Origin of the sequence: Gemmata obscuriglobus, assembly GCF_008065095.1 — a bacterium.
Taxonomy (GTDB): Bacteria; Planctomycetota; Planctomycetia; order Gemmatales; family Gemmataceae; genus Gemmata; species Gemmata obscuriglobus.
Genome location: NZ_CP042911.1, coordinates 1,675,005 through 1,693,444 on the forward strand (window position 1 = coordinate 1,675,005; position 18,440 = coordinate 1,693,444).

The following is an 18,440-nucleotide window of genomic DNA, read 5'->3' on the forward strand; positions in this document are numbered from 1 at the left end:
AAGGGGTCAAGAGGAGCAAGGGTAACGCCGGTTAGCATCGCCCATGCGTTTTACTCAATCATCGGCCCGATTTATCTCCAGTCGCCAGAGAGAACGAACGCCGCCCAGAAGTGTGGGGGCAGGACCTCCTTACCGTCTTGACCTTCGGGCCGCAGCCCGCCCCGCTGGCTATTGGTCAACATCCACAACTGGGCCTGCCGCAGGGCTTCCGCTTTGGACACGTTTTTTTTGGTATCCCACAGCCGGGAGTAGAACTCGCGCATCAGTTGGTGAGTGTGCTCGTCCTTCACCGCCCAAAGGCTGGCCACCACGGTCTGGGCGCCGGCCGTCTGGAGGCCTCGCTGCAACCCCAGCACACCCTCACCGCCGGCTACCTTCCCGCGCCCGGTGTCGCACGCGCTGAGCACCACCAACTCGGCGTTGCTCAGATCTAGTTCGCCGGCCTCGAGGGCCGTCAGGATGGCCTGCTCCTTGGGAGTGCCGGGTGCGTTCACCCCGGCGAATACTACCCCCGACAGGAGTCCCGGGTGCCGGCCCACTAGAAAGCGATCCATCTGAAAGCCTCGCACCGGCCGCTGGTCCGTGTCGAGAGCCGATTTCTCGGTCTCGGCGGCGAAAAATCCATGTGTAGCTAAATGTAAGAATGTTTTCTTGGGCACTGCATCCACGAATGCGGTTTTGGTGGCTAGTTCCCCGCGCAGTACCTTGGGCGCCGGAGCATCAGGGAACGTCTCCTCGAACTGCGCCCGCAGGTCATTCACCTCGCTCTTGGATCCCGGCAGGCGGTCGTACGTGGGGACCCTGGGTAAGCGAGTGTCTGTCGGGGCGAGAGCGGGTTTGTCGGCGGGCTGCCCGAAGTCGATGCCACCGGCTAGCAGCAACCTCGGAGCGGACGGGCCAACCGTCTTCTTCGCCAGCACCTCGGGCAACAGGATCGGCACCGGGACCACGGCGAACGCATACTTGTGCAACAGGAACTTGTTCTCCTCATCCCCAGGCAGCGCGGCGAATGGCAACCCGTGCAACGGGCCGTCTGGTGAGATGAGCACCGTCTTGACACCATCGCCCAGGTGTTTAGCGAGAGGTTCCCAGACAGCCTTGCGGAGTTCGACCGCTGGGTCCGGGTTGCCAGCAGTCGGGAGGCGCCCGGATCCTTGGGTAGACCTCCATCGATCTACCAGCTGGGCAATCGGTTCCGATCGTCCAAGCGGCACCAGCGTTACCCCACCCTTACCCGGCCGCACTACGAACGCCAACAACCGCTGCTCGGTTACCGGTTCCTGCCTACCCTTCGTAGGCGGGCATATGTGCCAATACTCCCGGAAGTCGAGCAGGGTAGTACATTCGGGTACCGCAGCCCGGATATCGTCGCCGCCCAGTTCGCCCTTGGTACGGAACACCTGATACGCCGCGCTCCGCTCCGATAATAACCGCTCTAACTCGGCCCGCCGCTCCCGTCGCCCTTGTAAATATGTCTTGAGATCCACTGACTCACACGGTATCTCACCAGACGCGCTCGGGAGGGCGGCGGCGAGCAACTGGCGATCAACCACAGTCAGCTGACGCAGCAGGTCAGCAGTAGTTGGGTCCTTGGGGTCGCGGAGCGCACGAGCCCACCTCTGTCGAGCAGCCACCGCCCCCTTGAACGCCCCTATTCGGTGATACGTTGTTGACGCATCCCGGCCCGGATCAAGCACCACCGAAAGGTACAACGAAATCGCTCTCTGTGCCTCAGCGGCCATAGAAAGTTGCTCGGCCTCGGCCTGACTGTTCGCCAATCGCGATAAATTGACCTGATTTATTGCCAAAGATTCACCAGCCAATCTAATCGTATCGTGCGAAAGACTGTGACTCACTATATCAACAAGACATATATTATATAGGTATAGTGATATGTCGGGGTGGTCCTTGGGCAGGGCCTTGCGGCAGATGTCCAGTGCCTCCTCGTGGCTCTTCCGGGCACCCTCGAGATCCCGCAGGTCGCACTGCAAGACACCCAGGTTGTTCAGGCTCCTGGCGATGTCGGGGTGACCCGCGGGCAGAGCCTTGCGGTAAATGTCCAGTGCTTCCCGATAGCTCCTCTTACATTCCTCGAGTTCCCGCAATTCGTGCTGTACGACACCCAAGTTGGTTAGGCTCAAGGCGATGTCGGGGTGATCCTTGGGCAGGGCCTTGCGGCGGATGGCCAGGGCCTCCTCGTGGCTCTCCCGCGCGGCTTTCAACTCCCCAAGCATCCCCTGCGCGGCACCCAGGTTGTTCAGGGTCGAGGCGATGTCGGGGAGAACTGCGGGCCGCATCTTGCGGTGGATGTCCAGTGCCTCCTGGTGGCTCTTCCGGGCGCCCTCGAGATCCCGCAGGTCGTGCTGCGCGTTGCCCAGGTTGTTCAGGCTCATGGCGATGTCGGGGAGAACTGCGGGCCGCATCTTGCGGCGGATGTCCAGTGCCTCCTGGTGGCTCTTCCGGGCGCCCTCGAGATCCCGCAGGTCGTGCTGCGCGTTGCCCAGGTTGTTCAGGCTCATGGCGATGTCGGGGTGACCCGCGGGCAGGGCCTTGCGGCGGATGGCCAGTGCCTCCTCGTGGCTCCTCCGGGCGCCCTCGAGATCCCGCAGGTCGCGGTGCGCGACGCCCAGGTTGTTCAGGGTCGAGGCGATGTCGGGGAGAACTGCGGGCCGCATCTTGCGGCGGATGTCCAGTGCCTCCTGGTGGCTCTTCCGGGCGCCCTCGAGATCCCGCAGGTCGCGCTGCACGAGCCCCAGGTTGTTCAGGGTCGAGGCGATGTCGGGGTGATCCTTGGGCAGGGCCTTGCGGCGGATGGCCAGTGCCTCCTGGTGGCTCTTCCGGGCGCCCTCGAGATCCCGCAGGTCGTGCTGCGCGTTGCCCAGGTTGTTCAGGCTCATGGCGACGCCGGGGTGGCCCGCGGGGAGGGCCTTGCGGCAGATGTCCAGTGCCTCCTGGTGGCTCTTCCGGGCGCCCTCGAGATCCCGCAGGTCGTGCTGCGCGACACCCAGGTTGTTCAGGGTCGAGGCGATGTCGGGGTGATCCTTGGGCAGGGCCTTGCGGCGGATGGCCAGTGCCTCCTCGTGACTCTTCCGGGCGCCCTCGAGATCCCGCAGGTCGTACTGCGCGTTGCCCAGGTTGTTCAGGCTCATGGCGACGCCGGGGTGGCCCGCGGGGAGGGCCTTGCGGCAGATGTCCAGTGCCTCCTGGTGGCTCTTCCGGGCGCCCTCGAGATCCCGCAGGTCGCGCTGCACGAGCCCCAGGTTGTTCAGGCTCATGGCGACGCCGGAGTGGCCCGTTGGTCGCATCTTGCGGCGGATGTCCAGTGCCTCCTGGTGGCTCTTCCGGGCGCCCTCGAGATCCCGCAGGTCGCGCTGCACGAGCCCCAGGTTGTTCAGGGTCGAGGCGATGTCGGGGTGATCCTTGGGCAGGGCCTTGCGGCGGATGGCCAGTGCCTCCTGGTGGCTCCTCCGGGCGCCCTCGAGATCCCGCAGGTCGTGCTGCACGAGCCCTAGATTTGTCAGACCGAACGCCACTAGCGGGTCATCTGCTCCTAGCCCTGCTTTCCAAATACAGACCGCTTTACGATAACCTTCTGCGGCCTCCTTTCGGTCGCCTAAGTTGGCTTGTAACAGCGCCAGGTTGTTGAGCGATCGCCCGAGATCCGGGTGCTGCACCGGCAATAATTTGCGACGAATCGCCAGAGCCCGCTCGTTCATTGCCTTTGCGTCATTGGTGTTCCCGAGAACCCCCTCGATACGCCCGACAGCATGCAGCACTTGCGCTATCTCTACCGTCTCCTCGCTAACAAATGCCCTATCGTACATCTCCAGTGCCGACCGCGCGATCGCGAGGGCCTTTTCCGGTGCAGTTATCTCAGCTTTCTTCACATTCTCCTCTGCAGTCAGTGCGGCGACGAGGGCCTTCTGTTTGTCGGTAGTCAACCCCGCGGCGGCCTCGGCCAGTTTGAGCGTGTGCTCGGCATCGAACGTGCGCCAATGCTTCGGGCCGTCGATCTCCCGCGACAGCTTCGCGCACTTCGTGGCCGGGCCAATCGCCTCAGCAAACTTGCCTTCTCGAAGCAGCGCCGTCACCTTAGCTCCGGCCTCAGCACGTTGCTTGGCTCTCTCTGCCGACGGTTGCGCGGCCGTTATGGTTGGGCCGGCCACCAGATCGAACGCGAGCACCAGCCCCATCACCAACCGGGAACCGCTCATGGGCGCACTCCTGCAGGCTGTCAAAGAGAGATTCGATTCGTTGTCGTAAGCACGTCACTGGTGTCGGAATGCCACCCCATCGAGTACCGGCACGTCTTGCAACCGCTCGCGGAATTGCTCCAGCCGACGCTTCACCGGGCCACCGTCCGGGAACGACATCGCCCGGCTCAGGTCCCGCTCCCTGGCCCCTCCGGCGGCCACCTCGTCGGGCCGCACGCGCAGGAACAGCCCGCCCGGCTCCAGTGCCGGCCATTCGTCCTCGGTCGCCCACGACAACCGCAACTCGTCCGGAGTTGGCGCGCGGTCGGGTCGGGCGCACATGAACACGAACTCGGTGCCAGCGGGCGGGAGCAATTCCGTGCCGGTTCCGGCACCCGGCCAGATGGCCTCATAGGCGGTTGATCGCCGTTCGTACGTTTCGAGTACTTCTAACCGCCCGGCGCCGTTAACGTACACGAGACTGGCGTGCATTCCTGCGGGCACCCGGAACCGCACCTGCAACTGGTCTCCGGTCTGAAGCGGCACGACCTCGGCCAGCGGTTTCGGATCGAACCCTTGCCGACGAACCAGCACGGTCAGGTTCGCATTCTCGCTGATCGTCGGCGTAGCGGCCGGGAGCGAGCGGACGGCGAGCCAGCGGCCACCGACCACCGCTGCACAGAAGAGGCAAACGAGCGCAGCCGCCACGACAACGCCCCGCCGCGTCCGGTACCACGGCACGCGCACCGCGTCCCGCACGGCCGCCGCAAACACCGCGGCCGAAGCGTGCCGCGCAGCTGGTTCGATCTCGAGCGCCTGTTCGCACGCGTTTCGCAGGCCGGTGGGGGCACCCGACCGGGCCAGGGCGGGCCGGGCCCAGTCGCACGCCCGCGCGCGGCGGAAGGCCGTGTTCAAATCCGAGTCGGGGTAGAGGGCCGAGCCGGTGAGCAGGAAGTACAGCACCGCGCCCAACCCAAACACGTCCGTACGCGCCGTGACCTCGCCGCCCTGCGCCTGTTCCGGGGACAGGTAGCCGGGCGTTCCGGCGGGACCGCCGGGTAACCCGTCTTCCCCGGCCCACGCCGGTCGGAACCACGCCACCCCGAAGTCGAGCAGTTTCGCCCCGCCCTGGCCGTCGACCATGATGTTGGCCGGCTTCACGTCCTGGTGGACCACGCCCGACCGGTGGGCGTGGTCCAGTGCCGCGGCCACGTCGGCCACCATCGCGGCGATTCGGGCCGGGTCGGGGCGGGTGTCCAGGGCGTACCGGCTCAGCGGGCGCCCCTGAACGTACTCCGTTACGATGAACGGGCGCCCCTCGCACTCGCCCTGGTCGTAGATCCGGACGATGTGCGGGTGCTCCAGCCCCTTGAGGAGCTCGCCCTGACGGGCGAACCGCGCCCGCCAGTCCGACCGGGCCGTTCGCTCGGCCCGCATCCACTTCACCACGACCAGGCCGCGCCAATCCGGGTGGTAGCAGAGGTACACGTCCGCCTCGCCGCTCGCCGCAAGGTGGCTGTTGACGGGGTATCGGCCGATTTGTGCCGGGAGCGTCCGTTCCGCCGGAGGTTCGAGGCCGCCGTCCGTCGCGCCGGCGGGGGGCGGTCCGTCCGGGTCGGCCAGGCCCGGAAACCGGTTGAGGTACGAGTGAACGCTCGGCACGGTGAGCTGGTTGGCGACGTGCCGCTGGACGTCGATGGCGATGAGCTCCTGGATCACGGCGCGGGCGAGGTGCGGCGGCGCCCGCCCGACCAGTTCGGCGATCCGGTCCCAGTTCGCCGGCCGCCAGTCTCCGTCAAACAATTCCGCGAGCCGGTGGACCGCGAGTGCGTCGGCGGACGCGGCCGGCGCGGTCGAGGCAGAGTCGGTCATCGTTCCCCCTTAGAACAACGGAACCGCCGCCAACCGCTGGCGCGGAGCGCCGCCCGACACTATCTCCCGAAAATGAAGCACAGTCAGTATAATCGGGGTCACAGTCATATCCAACACTCAACCTTAGCAGAGCGCCCGTGCAAAACGATGGCTCGGTCACAGACCTGTTGCTGCAACTCCGCTCGGAGGCCCCGGCGGTCCGGGACCGGGCCGCGGGGGAACTGCTCCAGCGCTACACCCCGGAACTGCTCGCGCTGATCGCCGGCCGGACGCAACCGCGGCCCCGACAGCGGGCGGACACCGAGGATGTGCTGCTGAGCTTCTACAACCGCCTCCGGCGCGGCACGTTCGACCTGGCGAACCGGGACCAGTTCCTGCACCTTGTCGTGAGCGTCGCCCTGAACACGGTGCGTGCGGCCGAGGGGCGTGAGCGGCAGCGGCGCGACGTGCGCCGGGGGCAACCGCTCGACGCACCTGAGGAAGGCGGCCGGGGGGTGGACCGGCCGGCCCCGGACGTCACTGCGGAGGTGGTGACCGAGGTCGCCGAGGAGATCGAGCGGCGGCTGACCGGGCTGCTACCGGAGTGCCGGGAGGTGCTGGTGCTGCGGCTCGACGGCCGCACGACGGAGGATATCGCCCGGACGATCGACCGCACCCCACGCACCGTGGAGCGCCGGATGGAGTTGGTGCGGACGCTGTGGCGCGACGACATCCTGGAACCGAATTAGGCGGCAGCTCGCTCGACCGCGGTTGCGGGTTACCCGTTGCGGCCACCGGTCGCACAGGCGCATGGCGGGAGCGGTGCCCGGCCGGTGCGACCCGTCTTCTCGCACCGTGCTGCGCGACGGCCGATTCGTGATAGCACATCGCGGAAGAGTGTGGTCATGCGTCTCGCGGTGACAACGGGGCGCACGGCGGTCAGGGGGGGAAGGCGGCCACGAGCAGCGCAGCGCCCAGCAGCGCGAGCGCGACGAGAACGAGTACCGGCCCCCAGGCCATACCGGGCCGCGCGCCGGTCCCATTCGGGGCCACCGGCTCGGCGGGCGGACCCGGAGGAACATCGACGGTGTCTCCCGCCAGAACGTCGGGCACGGTCGGCGCGTCCGGCGCCGGCGAATCGGTTCGGGCGGGCGTCGAATCTGGCACGGGCCAGCCCAGTTCGTCCCACAGCCGTGCCACCGCGTCGGCCGGGTCGGGCATGCCATGTTGGCGCCAGGCCGCGTGGTGGGCGAGCCGAACGAGTTCGGTCAACGGGTCGTCCGGCCCGAACGGGACCGCGGCGGGCGACCCGCCCGGGTCCTGCTGCGTCCGTGAATCGCTCATGTCCGTACCCCTCGGTTCTTGGAGTGACCGCCTTCACGCTCCGGGCCACGTGTCGCGATCCGGGGCCTTTGGGCGACCGACCCGTTCGGCCAGTCCCGGCTTCATCCCGTCCAGGAGTTCGACGAGGCGGGCCCGCGCCTTCCACGCCCGCCACCGCGCCGTCTCCTCGGTGGTCCCCAGTTGTTCGGCGATCGTCCGGAACGCGAGCCCCCGGATCGCCGACAGGACGAGCACCTCCCGCAGTTCGGCGCTCAGCTCCGCCAGGCACAGACGCAGGACGGCGACGTTCTCGTTCCGCTCGGCCACGTCGGGCGGTTCGGGTTCCGGGGCGGGCACCTCAACGAGTCGCCCCCCGCCGTCCGGCCCCCGGTCGCGGCGCCGCGACCGCGCGTCCCCGAGCCAGGTGCGCCGCGTCGCCTCTCGCAGCCACGCCACGAGCGCCGGGACGTCGCGCGCGGTGCGGTAGGGGCCGCGGCGGCAGAACACCGCGAACACCTCCTGCGTCAGGTCCGACGAGCGGTGCGGGTCCCCCGACAGCACCCGGAACCAGTCCCATACGATCCCGTACAGCCGCGTGACGAGCCCGTTCAGCGCGTCTCGGTCGTCGCGCCGCGCCCGCTCGAGCAGTTCGTTGATTGCCGGCGTGCCCACCGAAACCCCTCCGCGAGTGGCGACGGGTACTCATGTCACGACCCGCCCCGGCGTTGTCCCGTGGTCGCACGCCCGCCCCATGTGGGCGTCGTGCCAGCGGACGGGCGTCGGGCTTTCCTCAATCAATGGCGCGGCACGGACGGCCGTTGGCGCTTTTTCGCCGGTTCGGGCCGCTTGGCCCCGTGGCGCTCGTTTCGCCCAACGAGCCGGCGTCGAGCGCCATGGTCTGATAGTGATTCGCGGGGGCGCTCGTCCCCGCACCCAGCCTCCAGAGGTTCCCACATGACGGTTGCACACGACACCGGGGCTGGCGACCGAGCCGGTTGGTCGGCGGGCGCGGCCGACGCACCCGCGCTGGGCCGGTGGCTGGACGACGGCGGCCGCGACGCCAACGAGCCGAACGACGCCGGCGCACCCGGACGAGACACACGGGCGCATCCCGCGGGAGTGACCGGTGGCCGGGCACAAAACTGACACGCGGCTTGCCCCGCGCCGGTCGTTCGAGGAATTGTCCGCGCCCCCCGCGCCTAGTTCCGCAATCGGTTCTGACAGATCTAACCGCCTGTTATGACCTGCTTCCTCAGGATTCCGCCCGCACCACGTGGCGCGGGCCGATCCCCTTGTTTGCCCGGAGGCCCCATATGAGCGAAACACCTTCCTGCCAGACACGAATGATCGTGCTAATCGCCGTTGCCCTGCTGCTCCCGCACGAAGACAACCCGCGCAAGCTCGACCAGTTGACGCCGGCCGAGAAGGCCGAGCTCCTCGACCTCGGCACGTCCATGGTCCAGGACGGGCAGAAGCAGCCGATCCGTGTCGTGAAGCGCGAGGACGACCGGTACACGGTGATTTCGGGCCACCGCCGCCTGCTGGCCGCACGGCTGGTCGGCATGCAGTCCCTCTCGGCCATCGTCCTGGACGGGATGCCTACTCGGACCGAACTGCTCGTCGACCAGTTGATTGAGAACGAGCAGCGCCGCGGGTTCAGCGAGATCGACCGGTGCGAGGCATACCAGGCGCTCATCCGGGAGAACAACTGGACCGCCAAGCAACTGGCCGAGGCGGTCCACGTTAGCGAGAGCAGCGTCACCAAGACGCTCACCCTGAAGCGGCTCTGCCCAGAGCTCCAGGGCGCAGTCCGGACGGGCTTGCTGAGGGGTTCGTCGGCGTACCACATCGCGCGGGTTGGCAACCCCGACAAGCAGAAGGAACTGGCTGCGGCGGGCCTCTCGCGCGACGCCCTGGAGGTCGCTGTGAAAGGGCTCCTGAAGGGCCAGCCAAAGGGCCGAAAACCCGGGACCGCACCTGTCGGCACGGTGCTGGAGAAAACGGCCGCCGGACTGGAGAAGGTCAAAACTTGGGCCCGCGAGCTGGCCACCGAGATCGAACGGCTCAGCAAGCTCAACCTCGATGCTGCGGTGGTCGCCGAGACGGTCGCCCGGCGGTTCGGCGCGACGGCGGAGGTGTAACCCCGCGAGCCACCCCGACCCTTTTTGGAGACCCATAAATGTCGTTGCACCCCTACGCTTTTGGACCGCCCGACCCGCCGCCGGTCCCGATACCCATGGCCACCGGCGCGGGTTCGGATGAGGCCAACCTGGCGGTCCTCGTGATCATGCTGTTCCTGCTCGTGGTCGCCTATTTCGGCCGCCGCCGGCTGTCCCGCACCGCCCACGGGACCGCGGCATGGATGACCGAACGTGAGCTCCGGCGCTGGGGCCTTTACGGCCGGCGGGGGCTCGTGATCGGACGATCACAAGCCGGAAGACTACTAAGAAATACAATATACGTACATACGTTAATTATAGGTGGAACGGGCAGCGGCAAGGGGATCGGTCTCATCCTACCGATCCTGCTGGAGTACCGCCGCGGCTCCGTGGTCGTGTTCGACACCAAGGGCGACCTGTACCAGATCACCGCCCGCCGGCGCCGTAGGCTCGGTCCGGTGGCCCGGCTCAACCCGTTCGGGACCGGGGCGCGGTGGAACCCGCTCGACACCATCCCCCCGGGCGACCCGCTGCTGATCGACAACGTGCGGAGCATGGCCTGCGGTCTCGTGGTCGCGAGTGTGAAGGCCGTGGATCCCCACTGGGACGGGAAGGCCACGCAGCTGGTGGCCGCGGTCCTGACCTTGGTCGCGATCAAGTTCCCCGCTGACAGCCGGAACCTGAACAGCGTCTACGAGACCATCTGCGATCCGGAGCTGCTCCGCTCCGCCGCCGAGGCGCTCCGCGCGATGGGAGGCTTTCCGGGCAGCCAGGGCGCGGCCCTGGGGAGCTTGTTCGATCGCGGGGGAACTCTCACCAAAGAAGGGACTGGGGTGGTCTCCACCGCTCTGCGGCACCTGGACTTCCTCGCCAGCCCGGCGGTCGCCGCCTCGGTGGCGGCCAGCGACATCGACCCGCGTGAGTTCTTGCGCGCGGGGGGCACGCTGTACCTGACGATCCCCGAGAGCCAGCTCGCCGCGCAACAGGGGCTGCTGAGGCTTTGGACCTCGACGCTGATGCGCATCCGCGGCGGCGCGGACGGCGAGTGCCTCATGCTGCTCGATGAGGCCAGCGCCCTGGGCGCGCTCCCGGCCCTTGAGGAGGCCCTTGTGCGCGGCCGGTCTTCGGGGTTGCGGTTACTGCTGGCCTATCAATCGTGTGCGCAGGTTCAGGCCGCTTTCCCGGAGAAACCGACGCTCATCTTCGACAACACCTCGGCCCACATCTACCTCGGGGCCGCGAGCCTCGAGACCGCGGAACGGATCTCCAAGAGCCTCGGCAACTTCACGCAGGCGGTCAGCTCCTACGCGGACAACTGGAGCCGGACCGACCCCCAGGACGGGGCGGGGAGCACCACCTGGGGCGGTTCGGAGAACACGTCCGTGCTGGGTCGCCCGCTGCTCTACCCGGACGAGGTGCTCCGGCTGCCCGTGGACCTGCTTATCGCGTTCGTGGCGGGGCTGCCGGGCCCGATCCTCGCACGACGGATCCAGTATTACGCTGATCGACATTACCGAAGGATCCTACGGCCGTGGCGGGGGCCGGTGATCGCGCTCCTCGTCGCTGCCCTGGTCGTTGCCGCGGCGGTGCTGGCCGCCCGGTAGTCCGCCCGCGGTGCCGCGGGACGTCCCCGCGGCAAGATGGCCCGAGCCGCGCGGGCCGAACGGAGGTGTGTGATGGGTGCGAAGGAAGTCCTGGACAAGATCCGGGACGAGGTGGCTCCGGTGAAACAGGCTCTGGGGCAGGTCCTGGAAAAGCTGGAGCCGACGAGGCAGTTTCTCGGGAAGGCGTGGGACGTGGCCCAACCGGCCTTTGACCATGGACGCAGTGAGGCGGCGGCCGCGCTGTTCAGCGGCAGTGCCTACGTGATGTACCAGCGCTCGGCGCCCGGACCGGAGGACGCCAAGGGGTTGACCCCTGAGGGGGTTGCTCCCGAGGGACTCACTTTCGAGGGCATCGCTACCGAAGCGAACGCTCCTGAAGGCATCACCTCCGAAGGGATCGCCCAGCCCCTTGTGAGCCCGGAGAAACCCATGGGCATGGACGAGCTGCGGGCCCTGGCACGCGAAGCCAAGGCCGCGCGGGGCATGGAGCCGGAATGCGACAACGAGTTGGAGCTGTGAGCCGAGCCGCGGGGGCGTTCCCGCCCCCGCGCTGATTCGTTCACTGAGGGATCTGTCCCTTTCACCCGAGCGAGATGAGTCATGAGTAGTGGGAAGCAAAGCCACTGGCTGAGCACGGCCTTCGGCGGCGCACTGCTGGCCGCAATGTTGGGCATGGCCGTCGGCGTGTATCTGGAGTTCTTCACCCCGCAGAAGCGCCAGGTCCGGGCCTGCCTGCGCGAGGCCGATGAGAAGTGCGAGGCGGCTATCGAGCCGCGACTGCGGTCGGTGTCCGAAGTCCTCGCCAAGGGGCGCAAAGGGGCCAAGCCGTTCGCCGAAGACGCCCTGTCGATGCGCGGCAAATGGAACGCGCTGGTGGGACTGTTCGACGGACGGTCGCATAAGGAGTACGTGACCGACGCGTTCACCCGGCACGTGTTCAGCTCGGACGAGCTGCGGGCCGCCATCGAGGGCGCGGTGCGCGGGTACCTGCTGGACATCGAGGGGATCGAGGCCGAGATGCTGGTGCGGCTCCGGGCGGACCTGGCGACGGGCGGGGCGGGGTTGCCGCACCTGGGCACCGACGAGGCCTTCGCCCAGGAGTACCAGCGGCTGTTGACGGCGGTAGCGACCGACCTCCAGACCGATCTGGGCCTGGACGTGGCCCGGTTGGTGGCCGGGGAGGTGGTGTCGAGGGTCGCCTCGCAGGCGCTCACCGCGGCCGCCACGCAAATGGGGATCAGCCTGACCGTGATGGGGAGCTCGACGGCCGCCACGCTGGGCGTCGGGGCGGTCGTGGGGATCATCGCCGACTACATCGTCGGGCTGGTGCTGGAGGCGCTCGGGTACGACGCGGCGGGCGAGGTGCAGAACCGCGTGGAGGCGTCACTGAATAAGGTGCAGACGGCCCTGCTTCAGGAACACAGCTTCCTCCCGTGGGAGAAGACGGGCACGCTGCGGGTGCGGCTGCAGCAGTTGCACGAGAGCCGGTCGCAGGTGCGGCGGGCGGCGGTTTACGAGTACCTGAAAGGGGGCGACAAGTGAAAGCGCTATTCGGAACGCTGATCGCTCTGGCGCTCGTGCCCGGGACGGGGCTCGCGCAGGGACGCGCGAAGGCGATACAGGAGGTGGCCGAACTGTTGGTCGCCCGCGGCGGGACGGCCGGGCGAAGCGTGCCGCACCTGGCCGGGAGGATCGAGGCCCTGGCGGCCCGACACGGGGACGAGGCGCTCGTCGCGCTCCGCCGGGGGGGCCCGGAAGGCGTCGCGCTCGTGGAGGCGGCCGGCCCGAACGGTGCCAAAGCCCTTCGGGTGCTCGCCGCGCACGGTGAGGAGGGGGCCGCGCGGGTGCTCTCCCGCCCCACGTCCATGAAGCAGTTCCTGCAGCACGGGGACGAGGCCGCGTCGGTGCTAGTGCGGCACCCGGGGGTGGCCGAGCCGCTGATCGAAAGCGGCGGGGCGCACGCGGTGCGCGCCCTCGGAGCGGTCACCCCGCAAAACGGGCGGCGGGTGGCGATGCTCCTGAACGGTGAGCTGGCGGCGGGCGCCGCCCGGCACCCGGAGGTGCTCGGGGTGGTCGCCAAGCACGGGGATTCGGCCGTCGAGTTCCTGTGGCGTAACAAGGCCACGCTGGCCGGCGGGGCGGCGCTTACGGCGTTCCTGGCCGATCCCGAGCCGTTCCTCAGCGGGACCCGCGATCTCGCCGCGGTGGCCGGAGACTCGGTGGTCAAACCGGTGCTCGGCGGGGTGTTCACGCTGCTGAACGTCGCGCTGGTCGTGCTCGGGGTCGTGCTCCTGGCGGCGATCGGGCTGGTGTGCAAGTACGGGCTCCCGAGCGGGGAGGTCGTGCGCGCCGCGGTGGCCGTCCTCGGCCCCAAGCACCCGCCCCAACAGGGGGCGTAATGAACGAGAGCCTGACCGAGGACGTGTGCGCCGCGAGCGCGGCGTACTGTCTCAACTGTGTGCTGCCGCGCCTCAATGCGCTGACGCCGAGCGAGCAGTTTGAACGGCTGAAGGCGTGCTTCGAGGCCGCCCTGGCCGCGTACCGGGACGGGGTACGCGGGTGGGTTTACGAACCGTCCGACAACTGAGGGGTTATGGACATCATTGAAGGATGTTGGCTGTTCCTGTCGGTCATGGCACTGGTCTTCGTCTCCGCGTTCGTGCACGGGCAGCAGCTCCGGTGGCGGGTCGACCGCTACCGGCTGCGCTGGTGGCGCCACTACGACCGGGAGGAGCGGTTGCGGCGCACGGCGGCGAGTGTTTGGCAAAAGTAATCGCACCGGGGCTACGGACGGCCCCTACTTTTGGGGAGCGTGACGTGCTTACCGTGCGCGAGGCGGCGGAACGGGCCGCCGTGTCGGAGTCGCTGATTTATGCTTGGTGTGCCGACGGCACGCTGCCGCACATGCGCCTCGGCCGGAAGGGGAAGCGGGGCACGATCCGCATCCGCGTCGAGGACCTGGACGGGATGATGGCCGCGTTCAAGGTGTCGGGTCCTTCGGCTTCCGCCCCGGCTTCTTCGGGTTCACCGGCTTTGCCCTTTTCCGAGTTGAACTCTCAGCGGCTTGCGAAGGCATGGAGGCGGGGTTGATATTATATGTATTAAATTTAATAAATTAAGATTACAAAATATGCTTGATACACGTCAAAAATATCTCATAATATCGTAGTTATTTTAAATATGCTTATTTAGATCGTTCGTGGAGGGCCTAAGCCGATCCTGCTCCTGCTGTTTGAATCCGGAGTGCCCGGGCTTCGGAAGCCTGACGATCCCGGCACGATATGTGCTAAACGGGCCCCGCCTGCTCCGCTGTTCCACATGCCGGGCGCGGTTCTCCGAGCGTATGGACCCCTGCTGTACGGGCCGGTTGTCGGCTCCGAAGGTGGTCACGGTGCTGAGCCATGTGGCCGAAAGGATCGGAACACGGAAGACTGCCCGGTCGGCCGGGGTGCGTCGGGACACCGTCACTTGACACACCTGAGCGGCCGGTGAACAGGCCCGCCACCACCATGAGTTCGTGGCTCTTTCCCCCTCGGACCAACAAGGTCTAATTCGATGAGAAGTAGTCGTTCGTGGACCGGAAGGAGAAGTACTGCGGATCCGAGGGCACCGCGGGGACTGTTGGGATCATGTGGCTCTGGACCCGGAGTGCCCGTTCCCGGAGCTCGTCCCGTTCCTCGGACGTGAAACGAGGCGCGCTCATGACTCGTTCTGCCCATCAGTTATGGCGAAACCGCACCGCGAATCTCTCACTCGATAGAGCGAGAGACATTGCAAGCCGCGACGCCAGGGCCGTTCCGTTATTCACTTTGAGGGATGCCGATAAGTTTGTGTGCGTACTCGGGGTGTAACTGGAGCCATTCGAGTGCTTCGGGTGTGCTGCGTGCCGGAACGTTACCCAGCAGGTGGATGGCGGCGTTGCGGAGCGCGGCGAGCACCTGCGGCGCGGCCCCCTTGCGGACCCGGCACGCATCCTCGCGCAGGGTCACATCCCGCACGTAATGGAGTTGGTTCTCGATGTGCCAGTGCGATCGAACCCAATCCAGAAGTGCTCGTGCGTCGGCCCGCTCGGGCGGTAAGCTGGTGATCCCGTGCACCACCTCCACCGTGGTCGCGCCGTTCGTGGTCCGGGTGCGGGTCATCCGGAACCCCTGCTTGAGCCCCTTCCACCGGTCGTGGGCGGTCACGATCGGGGTGGCCCGCAGGGTCCGCTTCTCGATCCGCCCGTGCCCCTTGTCCACCGTTGTCGCCTGGCGCCCCAGTTGCTCGGGCGTTGGGACCGGCTCGGGGGGAAGTAGCCGCCGCGATCCCTCGGGCGGCGTCCTCGAACCCGAGCCCGGCCTCGATGCTGGCCACCAGCCCCGGTTGGTTGTCCTTGGCCACCAGCACGTAATCCGCACCGCCGGCGATCACCGCCGCGGCCACGTCCCGCTGGCAGAACATCGCGTCCCCGGTGAGTACCGACCCGGCTACCGGTAGGATGCCCAGCAGCGCGAGGGCCGCCTTGTGCTCGTTGGTCTTGGCGTCCACCCGCACCTGGGCCAGCACCGCGTGGGCCGCCGGGGCGTACGCGGCCACCAGGTGCTGGCCCGGCACTTGGCCGTCCCGGCTGCCGCGCAACGTCTTGCCGTCCAAAGCGATGTGCGTCCGGGCCACGGGGCCGACGCGCCCGTCGAGCCATCGGGTCAGGGCCGCTTCGAGTTGCTGGGGATCGAACCGGCGCAGGGTCCGGGACAGGGTCGACGCGGCCGGGGTCTTGCCGCGTCGGAACCCGAGCGCGTGAGCCAGCGGGAACCCGTGCTGGCGCCCGAACCGAGCGATCCCCTGGAGGCTCGTGCGCCCCATCAGCAGGGCCAACGTGACCAACCCGAGCACCGCCGGCAGCGGGTGAATCAGGCCCTGCAACCCGCGCGGGTCCGGGATCGTTGACAACTCCTCATACAGCGAGCGCGCGGGCATCGAGCACCTCGGGCCGAAGGAGTTCCCCATCTATCTAACAAACCCGCTCGCGCCAAGATGAAATAAGGAACGGCCCTGGCCGCGACGCGACCTCCTCAACACGCTTCTTGCGGCTACCGGGTTGATCGGGTACAACATTACTACATGGAGATTCACTTTTCCGAGTGATCCGTTCTGCCTCGTTGGCCGAAGCTCGGTCTGGGGGCTGCTCGTTTCCATGCCAGATTACCACTTCCGGGAGGTATCGTTGCGCTCGCTGCGTCACGCTCTGGTAGCGGTCGAATCGTTCTTCCTGCACGACTGGTTCGTGCCGTCGGCGGTCGAGGCCATCCCCAGTAACAAGCCATTGAGAGAACTGGTCGAACGCGACCTCCTATGGCCGCTGCGCCAAGACGTTGTGGGGCGATTGTCTGCCAGGTTCTTGCTGGTCGGCCTGCTTACTGCCGGCCTGAGCGCAGCGTTGTCCCGGGGTGACTTGCTGACACATGTTTCGGGCAGCGAGTTGCTTATCCAAACGGCGACACTGGGAACCAGTGTCGCCGTGTGCCTCGTGACCTTAATCGCGCTGGGAGTTTTCGAACTCGTCGTTCCGACGCACGTGGGGCGGGCCTCCGTCCTCGGTTATTTCGACGGCTCGACTCGCAAAGGCAATCCGGTCGGAGACTGGCTGTACAACGCTCTGCTTTCTGTCAAGCTAGGTAACTTAGGGGCGGTGATACCGTACTACATTAACGCCTCACGGGAGCACTCGTTCAGCCCCGAGAGTAGGGATGAACTCAGACGAGTGGACGCTGCCGTCCGGAATGCAGTCGAAGGAATCCAAGCCGCACCAAAGTGGAACTCGAAAGTGTTCGCAGAGGTAGTCGGGGAGGTCACCTACTCGCGTTGCATGTGGCATTTGGTGATGTACCTGGCCGGAGTCGCGGCGAATCTTTTCACGGTTGCCGCATTCCGGTTGCCCCCGCACTGATTACACGCCTGTGAGGCCGACAGATGAAGAAGAACGCCCTGACTCTCCTGCTGCTGGCCGGCGTCGTGGCGCTCGGCGTGTGGTCCTGGACTTCGCGGGACGAAGCGAAACGCGCCGCAACAACCCGAGAACAGTACGACCGCGAGGTCCAACAGTGGATGAGCGGGACGGTCGAAACGCTCCGCAAACAGGCCAGCTCACAGGCAGATACCAACCGCGTCTTGCTGGACTCGGTGCGGGCGCAGACGAAGCAGATCGACGACCTCCGCAAGCAGGTCGAAAGGCAACTTGTGCCGGCACAGGTCAGGAAGCAGATGATGGACAAGGGCGGCAACGGCCTGACCGAGGATGAGAGCAAGCAGATCAAGGACGACACTGACACCGCCAAAAAACACACCGCCGAGGTGGAAGACTCAGACGCACGCAAGAAGCTCGACGACGCGATAAGGAAGGCTGATGAGATCGCCAAGAACCCGATAAAGTCGTTGGAGTCAAAAGACGCGCAGGACGCGTTGAAGAAGACGATAGACGAACTCAAAGCGGAAGAGGAGAAATCGAGAAAGCTGATCGAACAGCTCGGCAAGCAGCGACAAGAGCAAGAAAAACAAATCAAGGAGCTAAAGAAAAAGAAAGACCGTACGCCGGAGGAGGAGGAGCGGCTCAAAAAGCTCGAACAAGAGAAACAGGAGGTCGAGAAAAAGCTCGAGGCTGAGCGAAAGAAGAACGAAACCACCCGCCTCGTACTCACGCTCCTGAAGAACCTGCTAAACGCGGCAGCCCTCATCGCTTTCGCGAGCGGGAATCCTGAACTCGCCTTCGCGCTAATGACACTGGCGAACGCCATACCGTCGGGTGGTGGTGAAGGGCCTGGTAGTGGCGACAAAGACGGCACCAAGGATGGAACCAAGGACGGCACCAAAGACGGCACCAAAGACGGGGATAAGGATGGCGACAAGGGTGACTATCCCGATCCGCCCAACCCGCCGTCTACAAGCCCGCCGCCCACGACCACGCCGCAAAAAGTTGAGAACCCGAAACCGGACGAGAAACCGCAGCCCGCAAAGAACAGCGGCAATGTGGATGGCGGCGGTGGTGACTACGAACTGCTGCTGCAAGGCAAAGAACTTTCACGCCGGAAAGCAGGCGGCTCGGCCTGGGACTTCTTCATGCAGGTGGACGATAGCGGGGTCGAGAAACTCAAGACTGGGGTGGGAGTGGTCATCGCTATGACCGATGGTGACGGCATCCGTCGGGTCTATGTCGAGTCGCCAAAAGGCTCGAAGACATACTGGATGATCGAGGTGCGTGAGGAAGGCCGCGGCAAGATGACAATGCGGCCAATCAGTGCCAAGGACTTGCCTGAACGCTGACCGGTGAACGA

General features: G+C 66.5%; 16 protein-coding genes and 2 pseudogenes. 12 read left to right on the top strand and 6 right to left on the bottom strand.

What is annotated here, in order from left to right; all coding sequences use genetic code 11:
- Positions 1-71: 71 nt before the first annotated feature.
- On the bottom strand, positions 72-4,214 hold the full coding sequence (locus GobsT_RS06970; RefSeq protein ID WP_010034140.1) for a CHAT domain-containing tetratricopeptide repeat protein: 4,143 nt from the start codon (positions 4,212-4,214) through the stop codon (positions 72-74).
- 54 nt (positions 4,215-4,268) lie between these two features.
- The gene (locus tag GobsT_RS06975) at positions 4,269-6,065 is read right to left on the bottom strand and encodes a serine/threonine protein kinase (protein ID WP_010034137.1); all 1,797 of its coding nucleotides are present in this window, start codon (positions 6,063-6,065) and stop codon (positions 4,269-4,271) included.
- 137 nt (positions 6,066-6,202) lie between these two features.
- On the opposite strand from GobsT_RS06975, the gene GobsT_RS06980 reads away from it, so the two are divergent.
- A complete protein-coding gene (locus GobsT_RS06980; protein WP_010034134.1) occupies positions 6,203-6,793 on the top strand; it encodes an RNA polymerase sigma factor in 591 nt (196 codons plus the stop codon).
- 190 nt (positions 6,794-6,983) lie between these two features.
- Here GobsT_RS06980 and GobsT_RS06985 read toward each other — a convergent pair whose 3' ends face one another.
- A complete protein-coding gene (locus tag GobsT_RS06985; RefSeq protein WP_010034131.1) occupies positions 6,984-7,388 on the bottom strand; it encodes a hypothetical protein in 405 nt (134 codons plus the stop codon).
- A gap of 33 nt (positions 7,389-7,421) precedes the next feature.
- The gene (locus GobsT_RS06990; RefSeq protein WP_010034127.1) at positions 7,422-8,039 is read right to left on the bottom strand and encodes an RNA polymerase sigma factor; all 618 of its coding nucleotides are present in this window, start codon (positions 8,037-8,039) and stop codon (positions 7,422-7,424) included.
- A 282-nt stretch (positions 8,040-8,321) separates the two neighbouring features.
- On the opposite strand from GobsT_RS06990, the gene GobsT_RS06995 reads away from it, so the two are divergent.
- From GobsT_RS06995 to GobsT_RS07030, 9 genes are all read left to right on the top strand, one after another.
- Positions 8,322-8,513, top strand: a complete 192-nt coding sequence (locus tag GobsT_RS06995; protein ID WP_010034124.1) for a hypothetical protein — start codon at positions 8,322-8,324, stop codon at positions 8,511-8,513.
- 167 nt (positions 8,514-8,680) lie between these two features.
- On the top strand, positions 8,681-9,508 hold the full coding sequence (locus tag GobsT_RS07000) for a ParB/RepB/Spo0J family partition protein (protein WP_081471425.1): 828 nt from the start codon (positions 8,681-8,683) through the stop codon (positions 9,506-9,508).
- Between the two features lie 38 nt (positions 9,509-9,546).
- Complete coding sequence (locus tag GobsT_RS07005) at positions 9,547-11,130, top strand: type IV secretory system conjugative DNA transfer family protein (protein WP_010034118.1); 1,584 nt, start codon at positions 9,547-9,549, stop codon at positions 11,128-11,130.
- A 72-nt stretch (positions 11,131-11,202) separates the two neighbouring features.
- Complete coding sequence (locus tag GobsT_RS07010; protein ID WP_010034109.1) at positions 11,203-11,649, top strand: hypothetical protein; 447 nt, start codon at positions 11,203-11,205, stop codon at positions 11,647-11,649.
- Between the two features lie 81 nt (positions 11,650-11,730).
- Positions 11,731-12,672, top strand: a complete 942-nt coding sequence (locus tag GobsT_RS07015; RefSeq protein ID WP_010034107.1) for a hypothetical protein — start codon at positions 11,731-11,733, stop codon at positions 12,670-12,672.
- Complete coding sequence (locus GobsT_RS07020; protein WP_010034105.1) at positions 12,669-13,529, top strand: hypothetical protein; 861 nt, start codon at positions 12,669-12,671, stop codon at positions 13,527-13,529. The genes GobsT_RS07015 and GobsT_RS07020 overlap by 4 nt, the downstream gene beginning before the upstream one ends.
- Positions 13,529-13,717, top strand: a complete 189-nt coding sequence (locus GobsT_RS07025; protein WP_010034102.1) for a hypothetical protein — start codon at positions 13,529-13,531, stop codon at positions 13,715-13,717. The genes GobsT_RS07020 and GobsT_RS07025 overlap by 1 nt, the downstream gene beginning before the upstream one ends.
- A 6-nt stretch (positions 13,718-13,723) precedes the next feature.
- A complete protein-coding gene (locus GobsT_RS37575; RefSeq protein ID WP_010034098.1) occupies positions 13,724-13,903 on the top strand; it encodes a hypothetical protein in 180 nt (59 codons plus the stop codon).
- A gap of 44 nt (positions 13,904-13,947) precedes the next feature.
- Entirely contained in the window at positions 13,948-14,220 is a 273-nt protein-coding gene (locus tag GobsT_RS07030; protein WP_010034095.1) for a helix-turn-helix domain-containing protein, read from the top strand.
- A gap of 809 nt (positions 14,221-15,029) precedes the next feature.
- Here the strand turns inward: GobsT_RS07030 and GobsT_RS40960 are convergent.
- Positions 15,030-15,530, bottom strand: a pseudogene (locus GobsT_RS40960) (ISAs1 family transposase); the annotation flags it as partial.
- A pseudogene (locus GobsT_RS40965) lies at positions 15,478-16,119 on the bottom strand (ISAs1 family transposase); the annotation flags it as partial. The pseudogenes GobsT_RS40965 and GobsT_RS40960, both read right to left, overlap by 53 nt.
- A 217-nt stretch (positions 16,120-16,336) precedes the next feature.
- On the opposite strand from GobsT_RS40965, the gene GobsT_RS07050 reads away from it, so the two are divergent.
- Entirely contained in the window at positions 16,337-17,059 is a 723-nt protein-coding gene (locus GobsT_RS07050) for a hypothetical protein (protein WP_148087637.1), read from the top strand.
- 23 nt (positions 17,060-17,082) lie between these two features.
- Positions 17,083-18,429 (top strand): hypothetical protein, encoded by a 1,347-nt coding sequence (locus GobsT_RS07055; protein ID WP_010034082.1) that lies wholly within the window; start codon positions 17,083-17,085, stop codon positions 18,427-18,429.
- Positions 18,430-18,440: the final 11 nt, after the last annotated feature.

What these genes read in the sequence shown, in the direction of transcription:
- GobsT_RS06995 (WP_010034124.1), top strand. Translation starts at nt 8,322, where the DNA reads ATGACGGTTGCACACGACACCGGGGCTGGCGACCGAGCCGGTTGGTCG.
- GobsT_RS07025 (WP_010034102.1), top strand. Translation starts at nt 13,529, where the DNA reads ATGAACGAGAGCCTGACCGAGGACGTGTGCGCCGCGAGCGCGGCGTAC.
- GobsT_RS07055 (WP_010034082.1), top strand. Translation starts at nt 17,083, where the DNA reads ATGAAGAAGAACGCCCTGACTCTCCTGCTGCTGGCCGGCGTCGTGGCG.
- GobsT_RS06985 (WP_010034131.1), bottom strand. Translation starts at nt 7,388, where the DNA reads ATGAGCGATTCACGGACGCAGCAGGACCCGGGCGGGTCGCCCGCCGCG.
- GobsT_RS07000 (WP_081471425.1), top strand. Translation starts at nt 8,681, where the DNA reads ATGAGCGAAACACCTTCCTGCCAGACACGAATGATCGTGCTAATCGCC.
- GobsT_RS07010 (WP_010034109.1), top strand. Translation starts at nt 11,203, where the DNA reads ATGGGTGCGAAGGAAGTCCTGGACAAGATCCGGGACGAGGTGGCTCCG.
- GobsT_RS07005 (WP_010034118.1), top strand. Translation starts at nt 9,547, where the DNA reads ATGTCGTTGCACCCCTACGCTTTTGGACCGCCCGACCCGCCGCCGGTC.
- GobsT_RS06970 (WP_010034140.1), bottom strand. Translation starts at nt 4,214, where the DNA reads ATGAGCGGTTCCCGGTTGGTGATGGGGCTGGTGCTCGCGTTCGATCTG.
- GobsT_RS37575 (WP_010034098.1), top strand. Translation starts at nt 13,724, where the DNA reads ATGGACATCATTGAAGGATGTTGGCTGTTCCTGTCGGTCATGGCACTG.
- GobsT_RS07015 (WP_010034107.1), top strand. Translation starts at nt 11,731, where the DNA reads ATGAGTAGTGGGAAGCAAAGCCACTGGCTGAGCACGGCCTTCGGCGGC.
- GobsT_RS06975 (WP_010034137.1), bottom strand. Translation starts at nt 6,065, where the DNA reads ATGACCGACTCTGCCTCGACCGCGCCGGCCGCGTCCGCCGACGCACTC.